The 11170-nt window shown below is 45.4% G+C and carries 9 protein-coding genes and 1 pseudogene; 6 read left to right on the top strand and 4 right to left on the bottom strand.

Annotation, left to right across the window (positions count from 1 at the left end):
* From BIZ39_RS11610 to BIZ39_RS11600, 3 genes and pseudogenes are all read left to right on the top strand, one after another.
* A pseudogene (locus tag BIZ39_RS11610) lies at positions 1-306 on the top strand (permease); the annotation flags it as partial.
* 147 nt (positions 307-453) lie between these two features.
* Positions 454-1533 (top strand): CNNM domain-containing protein, encoded by a 1080-nt coding sequence (locus BIZ39_RS11605; RefSeq protein WP_014951013.1) that lies wholly within the window; start codon positions 454-456, stop codon positions 1531-1533.
* Between the two features lie 51 nt (positions 1534-1584).
* Positions 1585-2763: an energy transducer TonB gene (locus BIZ39_RS11600; protein ID WP_187447026.1), complete on the top strand. Its 1179-nt coding sequence runs from the start codon at positions 1585-1587 to the stop codon at positions 2761-2763.
* Positions 2764-2784: 21 nt separating this feature from the next.
* Here BIZ39_RS11600 and BIZ39_RS11595 read toward each other — a convergent pair whose 3' ends face one another.
* The 4 genes from BIZ39_RS11595 to pdsR all read right to left on the bottom strand — a co-directional run bounded on the left by BIZ39_RS11595 (position 2785) and on the right by pdsR (position 7928).
* Positions 2785-3918: an outer membrane beta-barrel protein gene (locus tag BIZ39_RS11595; protein WP_239219324.1), complete on the bottom strand. Its 1134-nt coding sequence runs from the start codon at positions 3916-3918 to the stop codon at positions 2785-2787.
* Between the two features lie 95 nt (positions 3919-4013).
* Positions 4014-4781 (bottom strand): methylamine utilization protein, encoded by a 768-nt coding sequence (locus BIZ39_RS11590; RefSeq protein ID WP_187447024.1) that lies wholly within the window; start codon positions 4779-4781, stop codon positions 4014-4016.
* Between the two features lie 227 nt (positions 4782-5008).
* On the bottom strand, positions 5009-7177 hold the full coding sequence (pdsS, locus tag BIZ39_RS11585; protein WP_075177858.1) for a proteobacterial dedicated sortase system histidine kinase: 2169 nt from the start codon (positions 7175-7177) through the stop codon (positions 5009-5011).
* A 61-nt stretch (positions 7178-7238) separates the two neighbouring features.
* Positions 7239-7928 carry a proteobacterial dedicated sortase system response regulator gene (pdsR, locus tag BIZ39_RS11580; protein WP_014951008.1) on the bottom strand — a complete coding sequence of 230 codons (690 nt, stop codon included), beginning with the start codon at positions 7926-7928 and terminating at the stop codon, positions 7239-7241.
* A 741-nt stretch (positions 7929-8669) separates the two neighbouring features.
* On the opposite strand from pdsR, the gene BIZ39_RS11575 reads away from it, so the two are divergent.
* From BIZ39_RS11575 to BIZ39_RS11565, 3 genes are read left to right on the top strand one after another with little or no spacing between them, the layout of a single operon-like run.
* The gene (locus BIZ39_RS11575) at positions 8670-9602 is read left to right on the top strand and encodes an ABC transporter ATP-binding protein (RefSeq protein ID WP_014951007.1); all 933 of its coding nucleotides are present in this window, start codon (positions 8670-8672) and stop codon (positions 9600-9602) included.
* A gap of 26 nt (positions 9603-9628) precedes the next feature.
* A complete protein-coding gene (locus BIZ39_RS11570; protein WP_014951006.1) occupies positions 9629-10444 on the top strand; it encodes an ABC transporter permease in 816 nt (271 codons plus the stop codon).
* A complete protein-coding gene (locus BIZ39_RS11565) occupies positions 10444-11112 on the top strand; it encodes a tRNA (guanine(46)-N(7))-methyltransferase TrmB (RefSeq protein WP_187447023.1) in 669 nt (222 codons plus the stop codon). Before BIZ39_RS11570 ends, BIZ39_RS11565 begins: the two co-directional genes overlap by 1 nt.
* The last annotated feature ends 58 nt before the right edge of the window (positions 11113-11170 follow it).

Here is an 11170-nt window from a genome sequence, read left to right as displayed (position 1 = left end):
GCCACTAACGTATCAACGATGGGAATGATCAAACAAGAAATGGGCACGCGAACGTTAGTGCTTTACCTTTTCAGTGTTATCTCTGCGAGTATTGGTTTTGGTTACGCACTGAACTACCTAGTAGCTTCGTTTTCTTTAGCCTCTATGATCAAAACGCAAAGCCATGTTCATGAGCACGGTGCAGACGTTCAGGTGATTTATGGGCTATGCGCGATTTTATTGGCGGGGTTAATGTTAAGGCTGGGTCTGAAAAAGCTGCAGCAACACCGTCATAACCAAGAGCAACATTCGGCGTGCTGCGGCTAACAGTAGCCCAGCGGATGCCTTTCATAATAAAGCGCTCAAATGATATTCATAGAGCGCTTGTATATCCCGCTCTATTATCCATAATAGTCGTTCAACTTATTAAAATTAAAACGCGTTTAAACCTACAAGGACGCTTGGAATAACTACATGCTTTTACTTATTGTGTACGTCTTCATTGCACTGGGCTTTTCTTTTTTGTGCTCCATTGCAGAGGCTGTGATTCTGAGTGTTTCGTCCGCTTATATCTCTGTGTTAGAGAAAGAGGGCAAAGCCAGTGGTGCGCTACTACGTAAACAAACCGATAATATAAATACGCCTTTATCAGCAATATTAACGCTGAACACTATTGCTCATACTATGGGGGCTGCCGGGGCAGGTGCGCAAGCGGCAGCAGTATTTGGTGACGCCTATCTAGGCGTTATTTCAGCAGTCCTTACACTCCTTATTCTTATTTTTTCTGAGATTATCCCTAAAACACTTGGTGCAACCTATTGGCGAACACTAGCGCCAGTAACCGCATATTTTCTTAAATACCTTTCAATTGTACTTATGCCGTTCGTTAAAATGTCTGAGCTAATGACGAAAGGCTTTAAAGAAGACAGTCCACTTCGCGGGTTAAGCCGTAGTGAGCTTCACGCCATGGCAGAGTTGTCGGGGCAAGAAGGTCAGCTAGCGAATCACGAAGCGGCGTTTCTACAAAGCTTGTTAAGTTTGCACGAGCTGAAAGTGAAAGATGCGATTACCCACCGCACGGCGCTATTTAAAGTGTCGGAGTCGATGACGGTAGAAGGCTTTTTCCACAAACACGCCAATATAGAATTTTCTCGTATCCCTGTGTTTGAAGACAGCGACTCAGAAAACATTACCGGCTTTGTTATGCGTTCTGATTTATTGGTGGCACAAGCCAGAGGTAACACTGATAAACCGCTTTCTGAATACGCAAAAGACATGGTTACCGTGTTAAACACTATGCCGCTGTCAGTCACCTTCGAGCACTTCATCAATAAGCACGTGCATATGTTACTGGTGGTTGACGAGTACGGCGGTTTAGAAGGGGTGCTTACGCTAGAAGACCTGCTCGAACGCTTGCTAGGTGTCGATATTGTAGATGAAAAAGACACCACGGTTAGCATGCGTAGGCTTGCCAAGATGATGATGAAACGCAAAGAACAAATGATGATCAAAAACGTACCCGATGCGTCACTTGAGAGTTCGTCTAAAAAATAGAATTAGCGCCAATTCACTCGTAATGTTTAGCAATTATTAAGGATGATAAATATGAAACAGGATTTATGGAAAAAAGCATTGAGAACAGAATATTCAGCCCACGAAAATATTGTTAAGCGAACCCAACCATCGCTCGTTTTAGCGGCTTTGCTCGCGACAGGTTTCACGGCAAGTGCAGCTGCACAGGAACTGAGTATCCCATGTGATGATCTTGAAGAAAAAGCGCTCGCAGAATCGAAAGCTGATGAAGTAGAGCGCATAAGCGCATTTACACCAGCGACGCCTTTGAAACGTGTCGATCCTAAATACCCATCTCAAGCCATTAGAAAAGGCCGAGAAGGTTGGGTTAGGCTAAGCTACGTTATCGACGAAGAAGGCAGAGTGAAAGACCCTGTTGTAGAAGACTTCTTTGGAAGCCCTTCTTTCAAACGCAGTGCACTGTCAGCGGTTAAGAAATGGCAATATAACCCCGCGATCAAAGATGGCGAACCTACCCAGCAGTGTCATCAAGCAGTCCAAATGGATTTCGCTATAAGCGGAAAAAGCGGTGCCACACGCAAATTTATTAAAGCTTATAAAGACGCAGACGAGCGCTTTAATGCGGGTGATGTTGACGCGGCTGATGAAGCACTTAAAGAGCTTCTAGGCTGGGATACGCTAAACCGCTATGAAAATACGTGGTTGCTAAACTTGGAGTCTCATATAGCGAGCAAACAAGGCGACGTAGAGAGGGAAGCGCAAAGCCTAACGCGATTACTTGCCAGCAACGGTAGTAAGCGCTTCAATAACATGGTGTTTAATGAAGATTATGTGGCATACGCCCTTCAAAGAAAAATCATACTCGATGCTCAGCGTGGGTATTATGCAGAAGCATTAAAATCCTACACCACACTTCAAGACATGGAAGCGCAAGAAACGCGTATTGGCGAGATCGCGCCGCTAATTAGTCAGATTGAAGAATCTATTGCATCTGAGCAAAACTTAACCGTGCCCGTAACGATAGGAAGTGATGGGAATTGGTTCCACACTCTTGTGCGAAGTAAGTTTGCTTTTGGCAACATCCAAGGCGAGCTTGATACCGTTGAAGTCCGTTGTGATACTCATCGAGAAAAATTCACGGTTGCCGAAGCGCATGTTTGGCAAATTCCAAGCTCTTGGGGACAGTGTCAGGTGATGGTGAAAGGTGACAGCGAAACAAAATTTGATTTAATTGAAGTGGCGAAAGGGTAGGACTGAACAACAGTCGCGTCGCTACAGAGTTACAGTGAATGCCAGTTGAAATAGTTGCTCTCTATAGTCCTCGTCGGATTGGAAAAAACGCAAATTCTCCTGATGCCCTGAATTTAATTGCCATTCTGTGCTAACGGATAAATAAGCGGTAATGTCGTACCTTACGCTAACGGTAAAGGCGTTACCTCTGCTTCCATTCGGGTCATACATAACATCATCGTTATCTACCACCTGATACCAGTCCCCACGCATGGCTAAAGTTAAATCTTCCCAGCCTAATTGCTTTAGGTTGTATGCCGCACCGATATACGCACTGGAAAAATCGTTGTCTACGATATGCTCCCCCATCAAAGTGTCACCTAGTAGCACTTGAGAAAACACCGTTAACTCAGGTCGTGGTAAATATCGCAGTGTTAATGAATGAAAGCGCGTATGCCAGGCATAAATGCGGTCTGGGTCAACAATGTTCGGGTCTGCATTATTGTCGTAATAGTAATAACGCAACTCGGCCTTTCTAGCATAGGCTAAGTGAGCTCCTACGTAGTACCCAAACCGATTGTCAATTTCCCTGAAGGGTTCAGTCCATGCCGGTGCGTTTAACTTATCTTCATCGACGACGCCGGGAATGGGGAGGAAGTTTACGCGATCATTATAAACGGACTGCCTGTCGTGAAGGGCAAACCCTCGCCAAGAAAGCAGAGTGCCGGTGGAATCGTTACCTTTGAATACGCTGCCTAATACTTTCCATGACCAGTGGCTTCTTATTTGCCTGCCATTTTGTCGTAGACTTACTTCGATGCCGCCCGTTCTTAGTTCTTCACCCACCCAACTATTAATTGCTGAGTTACTCAGAAAATGAGGCGATAACCAACCCGCGTCGGTATTTTCCGCTGAGAGAGCGGGAAAAAATGCCCCTATTTTTACTTCAGGCTTTATGCTGGATGCGACTAACGGGCGATATTTTAAATAAAGCTCGGAAAATCCAACCTTTTGTTCCCCATCGCTATAACCATTGATGACGCCAACTGCCGACCAACTATCCGCTAACATAAAGTCAGCTATTACTACAGCATGAGAGAGCTGTATACCGTTACTTTCATAACGCTGATGACCGGCCCCCATTTGCTGAAAGCTCCGCGAATCATCTTTTGCCACAAAGCTTGTTCTTACTAGGGCCTTGGTTTCTCCGTGAACCTGAAGTGTTAAACTCGTGCAAAGCAAACAGACGGTTAAGGCAAAGACATTACGCATTAATAATCGCCAAATCCTTCGTCGAAGTCATCGTCACTGAAAACTGCATCAAGAACAAATTTGTATTCTTGTGAGTTGGTGATATGCAATGTTGCGCTGTTAAATAGTTTCACATCAGGTTGCTGCGGGTGCCAGGTCATAACACTGTACTCGCCTACCGGAAGTGAAACATTCATTACGCCTTCTTCATCGGTTTTTGCGAAAAATGGACTGTCGGTTACCACAATATAGCCCAGCATCCAGTCGTGAATATTGCAGCCAATATCTACAATACCAGCTTGCTCAAAGCGAAGCGGTTCAGCGGTAAACTCTTTATAGAGTTTTAGCTCAAACTGTTTTGTAGGCGAAAAAGAATACACGTGATGAAAAAGATTATCTGCGTTTGGAAACGAAATATCTGTGCCTGATTGAACAACAAGCACGTGAGGTGCAAATTGTTTATCGATTTGATTCATTATGGCGGGCTCTTCTTCACGCTGTGGCGTTGATGCAAGCGTAAAGTTAGGCGTTAGGGTTAACACCATATCTTTCACAGGCTCCCCATTGGCGTCGCTAACGTATATCGAAATGCTTGGCGTTGCTGATAAGGATGTATCAGCGGCATGTGCCCATGAAAGGGTAGCGCCGGCTAGTAAGAGAGCGCTCGATGTGAATGTACCTGTGATAAAACTAGTTATGTTGAACGTGCTCGCCCTTCGATGGGAAGTAAAGAAAATAGAAAGCGCAAATGACATGGATTTAATCAATAACGTGTTGTTTTTTTGCATTGTAATTCATTCTTTATAATGGCTTTAGCCTTAGACAGAAAGGCAAAGCGCTATGCGTCCTTTGTTGACACGAAAGCATATGACTACGTATAGCCTATTCAATACCAATCCGTATAGATAATAACCTATGCGGACTGGTATGAGGTATGTGCTCGGCTTTCGCTATCTATGTAGCAAAGTTTATTAGACTTTAACTATAGACCGAGTTGGACGTTTTTTTCATTCATTTACATTAAAGGAAAGCGTGCGCTGACGACTACACCTGTACTATCCTTCCGATTGAATAAAGATAACTGACCTTTGTGGAAGGTCATTATGATGTTGGCAATGTAAAGCCCTAGCCCCAAGTGCGGTGAAGAGGCATTTTGCACATCGTTTTCTTTTCTCACCGACACCATAGACTGAAGCAACTGAGACCTCATTCCTTCTGGAAGGAGCGGTCCGGTATTACTAATGGTTAGCTCAGCTTGCTTGTCCTTAACCGTAATACTGACTTGGATTTCACTTTCTTTTTCACTGAAATCTACGGCGTTAGCGATAACTTTATCGAACATTTGAGCCGTAAGTTCAGGGGAGCCAAGTATGCGCGCAGTATCAGCATTGTGGGTAAAACTAAAGCGTCGATGGCTATAGGCATGTTCGTAACCAGCAATACACCCAGATATCACCTTAACTAAGTCGAATGGTTCTAAATCTTCTTGTTGAATGGCCTGCTCTAATCGGGTGGCTTCACTCATACTGTTTAATATTGTACTTAGGCGGTTCACCCCTGATTGCGCCCTTTCAACAAAAACGGCTTGTTGGTCGGCGTCATTAACCTGAGTCAGCATATCCAGCGATGATTTTACCACGGCAATGGGCGTTCTAAGTTCGTGAGACAAGCGGGATGCCATGTTTTCTAAATAGGAGTTGTACTGCTGTAACCGCGAAAGCACATCCGCAAATGAACGGGATAAATCACCAATTTCATCACGCTGATTTGAAACCGGAAGGGTGCCAATGATTTTGCCATTATCATCTATCACCGCTTCGGTGTTATCGCGAAGGGAGCGAATGCGGTTTGAAATTCGCGTAGCGAACAGCAGTAACCCTAATGTACCTATGGTCATCACTGCTAAAATCACGTGAAAGAGCTGTTCTAATGCCCGGTTACGCAAAGTACGAATGCCATTGGTGGTTTGCTCTACAATAACCGCCCCCATTACGTTGCCTTCAATAAAAATTGGGTAGGCAGCGGAGAGTACTATGGCTTTGTTATCGGGTGACAAACGCCATAGTGAATCGGGTTGGCCATTCAGCGCCGTGCCTAAATCCTGCCCTACCAATGCATAAGCATCGTCTAGCTCGTCAATAAAGTCGGCAGGTGGCCGCGTAAGAATCTGATAATAAAGTGGAAGTAACCACTCACTCTCAACCCAGTGCCAAATTGCATTTGAAGAGGTTTCTTTTTCATCTACTTCAATGCCTGTGGCCGATTGAATGTCACCAGCGCGGGCGAGTACCCGCTTGTGCTTATCTACAACCCAAACCCGTGAATCGGCATATTTTAAACCTGCCAGAATGCGCTCAATTTCAGGGGAAGGAGTGATAACAGTACCTAATTCAGCGAGCTCTTTTGTATTCGCCGTACCTAACGCGTACTGCTTCAATCGACTTGCCCTGTCGTCCACATCGACAATTGAAAATGCTAAGCCGCCTGTGGTCATTGATAGCGGAAAGCGCAGTTCAATGTTGTAGCCCGTGGCAGTCTCTTGCCATCGGCCTTGAATAGAGAGCGCGTTCTCTACCGCCCGAGTTGTCGTTGTGTTATCTGCCAGCTTGTACGCGTTTACCCAGCCACTTTCATAAGGGGCGACAACATATCTTGCTAATTCTCCCTGTGGAGTTTCCATGCCCACAAGCAGGTGGTCGCCTGTCTCCACGCTTAAACTATTGGGTTGCCGCCACAGCAGTACGTCATCACTGACTTCAAACATGGCATACAGAAATTGACCGTAGCGCCCCACCATATGCTTGAACGATAAGCTGGTAGGTTCTCCCGCGTAGCCATTGTAGTACTCAATAACTTCGCCACTGCCATACTCACTCATTAACTCGCTGACTTGCTGCCAGTCGTTAAGTTCGCCATCAAGTCGAATGGGGGACGGGATAGGTGGCGCGTAAAGATCTGTTCCAGGGCGCACGTCTTGAAGATACGCTGATTGGCTATCAAATAAAGCGGGACGCTCGTGAAGGGCAGTGGCAACAGCTCGCGCGGTGCCAATCATGGTTTGTTCTTGACCGTTTCGCAGATACTGCTCAAGTTCCCACACATAGTTATAACCTAAGTAGGGTATGGTGAATAAGAACAGCGACAGCACCATAAGCTGAAGGCGTATTGAAAAGCGAAATCCCATGTTTTTAGTCGGTTGCCCTTATCTTTTAATCAGACGAAACGCAGTTTTAGTCGAAAGCCCGCTACAGCTGCCAGCGATATCCCATGCCGTACACGGTGTCGATATGATCGAAGTTTGGGTCAAGCTGCACAAACTTTTTACGCATACGTTTGATATGCGAAGTAATGGTGGTGTCGTCTACCACCATTCTGGACTCATCCATGAGCTGTTGGCGGCTTTTAACATGACCTGGGCGCTTAATGAGCGCATGCAGCATCCAAAACTCTGTTACCGTCAACAAAACGGGCTGGTTCTGCCAGCTTACCGTCATTCTCGACACGTCTACTTTTAAGTCGCCCACTTTTAGCTCATCTTTTTGTTCTGTGGGGGCAGCAAGTAAGTCTGTACGCCTAAACAAGGCTGCAATGCGTGCTAGCAGATGAGCCATGCTAATATCTTTAGTCAGGTAGTCGTCCGCGCCCATTCTAAGGCCGCTGATAGTATCTACGTCGTTATCTCGTGCAGTAAAAAAGATGATAGGTAGGGTTTGTGATAGGCCTCGCAGTTGCTGACACAGCATAAAGCCCCCCTCAATTTCATCTTTCAAACCAATATCGATAATGGCTAAGTCGGGTAAGGTGTGGTTAAACGCTTCAGCAGCAGAAGGCCTGTCCTCATAGGCATTCACGCTATAGCCCTGCGCTTTAAGCGCCATAATGTAATTTTCGCGAATGGCCGCGTCATCTTCCACTAATGCAATTGTCTTTGGCATACATTAACCCGCAAATATAATTCTGATAGAGCGCACACTATACCTATGAATGACAGCTATTGCCTAAGTTCGGCATAAAATCCTCAAGCCTGCCTCATTTACGCCATATTTGAGGGGCTTATCGTGAACTTTATCTTTGGCGGCAGCCCCACACAACGTCCCCAAGCGCGGATTAATAAAACGCTTGTAGTGCAGTTTCACATGCTAAATCTATAGGAAAGCTAAATCACCATCACATTTCCACAATTACGCGCTTTTTTTGCCATTAATAACGGGTTTAATAGTATTTGTCCGTCGAGTTTAGCGCACTGCTTTTTTTAAGTGCCAGGCAAGCGAGGCGGATTGCACTGTAGAAGCCTCTTCAAAGACTGGGAGAGGGGAAACAGTGCCGTGGAAGCGGTAAGGCTGAACTTCTACGTAAAAGTCTCAATTATCTATTCAGACTGGTATTAAGCTACCCTTTGCGCTGCGTACTACCCCAACGGTACGCGGCGCTTTTTTATTGGGGTTGAAAAAAGGCGTTTTCGCTCTCATTTAGAAGACGAAAGCTTAAACTGTTTAAAGCAACCACTAAACGCGAGTGTATTCATTTAATGGCATGAACTAGGTTACACTTCGTTGGTTGTAAGTTGTTAGCGACAGATAACTGCATCTCACTAAAGTTAATTAGGGCGTGCTGACCTTTGGTTTGCATCAAAGGTCAATACGTCTTAGTGATCACACTCTCACTACGGGCAAATCATGAAAGCGTTGGACATTAAAGGGTTAACCAAAACCTACAAAGGTGGCGTACAGGCACTAAAAGGCGTCGACCTTACAGTACAAGAAGGAGACTTCTTTGCATTACTTGGCCCAAATGGGGCGGGTAAATCTACCACTATTGGTATTATCAGTTCACTTGTAAACCAAACCAATGGCAGTGTGTCGGTGTTTGGTTATGACCTCACAACGCAAAAAGAGCAAGCCAAAGCCTGCATTGGTCTGGTGCCACAAGAGTTCAATTTCAACCAATTTGAAACTGTACTGCAAATTGTATTGAATCAGGCAGGTTACTACGGCGTACCGCGCAGTATTGCGAAAGAGCGTGCTAAAAAATACCTTGCTCAGCTCGACCTGTGGGAAAAACGCGATGCCCGCGCGCGTGAGCTATCGGGTGGTATGAAGCGAAGACTGATGATTGCTCGAGCACTCATGCATGAGCCGAAATTGCTTATTTTAGATGAGCCAACCGCGGGCGTAGATATTGAAATTCGCCGCTCTATGTGGGGTTTCTTAGAAGAGATTAACCGTCAGGGGATCACGATTATCCTCACTACCCACTATCTTGAAGAAGCAGAAATGCTGTGTCGCAATATCGCCATTATTAACAAGGGCACCATTGTCGAGAACACCAGCATGAAAGCTTTATTGTCTAAACTAAGCCTAGAAACCTTTGTGTTGGATATCAAAATTCCAGATGGCATGACGACGACAGATGACCTACTAACGGGCTTTGAACACCGTTTGATTGACGACCATACCCTTGAAGTTGATGTTGAGAAAACGGAAGGATTGAACCCGGTTTTCACCCAGCTAAGTGAAAAGGGTATTCAAGTAATGAGCATGCGCAATAAATCAAATCGCCTTGAAGAGCTATTTGTGCGTTTAGTTGAATCAGCGAAGCAAGCTGGCTAAACCCACAGCAGGTAAAGGTGAAAAACATGAAAACTGAAAGTACACAAATGAACACAGAAGAAAACGTGGGTTGGTTTAAGCAAAACTATGTGGCGCTAACCACTATTTGGATAAAAGAATGTACGCGCTTTTTGCGCATATGGGTACAAACCCTTGTGCCGCCAGCTATTACAATGAGTTTGTACTTCGTGATATTCGGTAGCCTCATCGGCAACCGTATTGGCGAAATGGGCGGCTTTACTTACATGGAGTTTATTGTGCCCGGCCTTATTATGATGTCGGTGATCACAAACTCCTACGCCAACGTGTCCTCTTCATTTTTTAGTGCTAAATTTCAGCGCAATATTGAAGAGCTGTTGGTGTCACCAGTACCCACTTCGGTCATCATTCTTGGGTATGTGGGCGGCGGCGTGGCCCGCGCCATACTGATAGGTATTATCGTTACCTTAGTGTCGCTGTTTTTCGTTGATGTTCAAATACACAATTTGGGCATTATTGCGCTCACGTTGTTACTCACTTCTACCTTGTTTGCGACTGCGGGTTTAATTAATGCGGTATTTGCGAAGACCTTTGATGATATTAGCGTGGTTCCAACGTTTGTATTAACACCGTTAACTTACTTAGGTGGTGTGTTTTATTCACTTACCCTATTGCCTGAATTCTGGCAGTGGGTGAGTAAGGCGAACCCTGTTGTGTATATGGTCAACGGGTTTCGTTATGGATTCTTAGGGGTCTCTGACGTAAATGTAACCTTGTCGCTTGCCTTGTTAGTGGGCTTTAATGCACTGCTATTTGGTGTGGCGTACTACCTACTTAAAACGGGTAAAGGTATTCGTAGCTAATGGCCAGCGGTAATTCTAGAGAAATCACAACATCGCAGGTAGGTATTCACGATAAGTTAGACGACTTAGTGAAAAAGTACCAAGCGAGTGAAAATAAGCGACCGATTAGCGACCATACACAAGCTGCGTTTGATGATGTCACCGCGTGGCTTGATGGCTTTAGCGGCGAGATCATTTTAGATTCATGCTGCGGCGTTGGCGAAAGTACGGCGAATATTGCAAGAGCAAACCCCGATGCGCGTGTTATCGGTATCGATAAGTCGGCGCTGCGGGTGGATAAACATGAACATTACAGCGCACAGCAAGACAACTATCGGGTTATTCGTGCCGATGTGAACGACTTTTGGCGCTTAGTAAAGCAGTCTAATTGGAACGTGACTCAGCACTTTCTGCTGTATCCCAACCCCTATCCTAAAAAGACGCAGGTTCAAAAGCGCTGGCACGGTAGTGCGGCCATGGTGGACCTGATGGCGATCACTCCAAATATTGAAGTGCGTAGCAACTGGCTTATTTATCTAATGGAATTTGCGCAAGCGGCTAAACATTACGGCATGGTATCTGATTTATCTGAAGTTACTGGCGATGATCACATGACGCCGTTTGAGCGAAAGTACCGAGGGAGCGGTCAATCGTGCTGGCAGCTTAACTGCCGTAGCGAAGAAGGCTGAGTCTGCTATAGCAGCAAGAAATACTGAAAGCTGTAAAAGTGGGGTGAGATGAAAAGCT

The organism is Alteromonas sp. BZK5 (assembly GCF_014349115.1).
In the GTDB taxonomy this organism is placed as follows: Bacteria; Pseudomonadota; Gammaproteobacteria; order Enterobacterales; family Alteromonadaceae; genus Alteromonas; species Alteromonas macleodii.
The sequence above is the reverse complement of the archived record's forward strand: the minus strand, read 5'-3'. Positions and strand labels throughout refer to the sequence as shown.

What these genes read in the sequence shown, in the direction of transcription:
- BIZ39_RS11605 (WP_014951013.1), top strand. Translation starts at nt 454, where the DNA reads ATGCTTTTACTTATTGTGTACGTCTTCATTGCACTGGGCTTTTCTTTT.
- BIZ39_RS11600 (WP_187447026.1), top strand. Translation starts at nt 1,585, where the DNA reads ATGAAACAGGATTTATGGAAAAAAGCATTGAGAACAGAATATTCAGCC.
- BIZ39_RS11590 (WP_187447024.1), bottom strand. Translation starts at nt 4,781, where the DNA reads ATGCAAAAAAACAACACGTTATTGATTAAATCCATGTCATTTGCGCTT.
- pdsS (WP_075177858.1), bottom strand. Translation starts at nt 7,177, where the DNA reads ATGGGATTTCGCTTTTCAATACGCCTTCAGCTTATGGTGCTGTCGCTG.
- pdsR (WP_014951008.1), bottom strand. Translation starts at nt 7,928, where the DNA reads ATGCCAAAGACAATTGCATTAGTGGAAGATGACGCGGCCATTCGCGAA.
- BIZ39_RS11575 (WP_014951007.1), top strand. Translation starts at nt 8,670, where the DNA reads ATGAAAGCGTTGGACATTAAAGGGTTAACCAAAACCTACAAAGGTGGC.
- BIZ39_RS11570 (WP_014951006.1), top strand. Translation starts at nt 9,629, where the DNA reads ATGAAAACTGAAAGTACACAAATGAACACAGAAGAAAACGTGGGTTGG.
- BIZ39_RS11565 (WP_187447023.1), top strand. Translation starts at nt 10,444, where the DNA reads ATGGCCAGCGGTAATTCTAGAGAAATCACAACATCGCAGGTAGGTATT.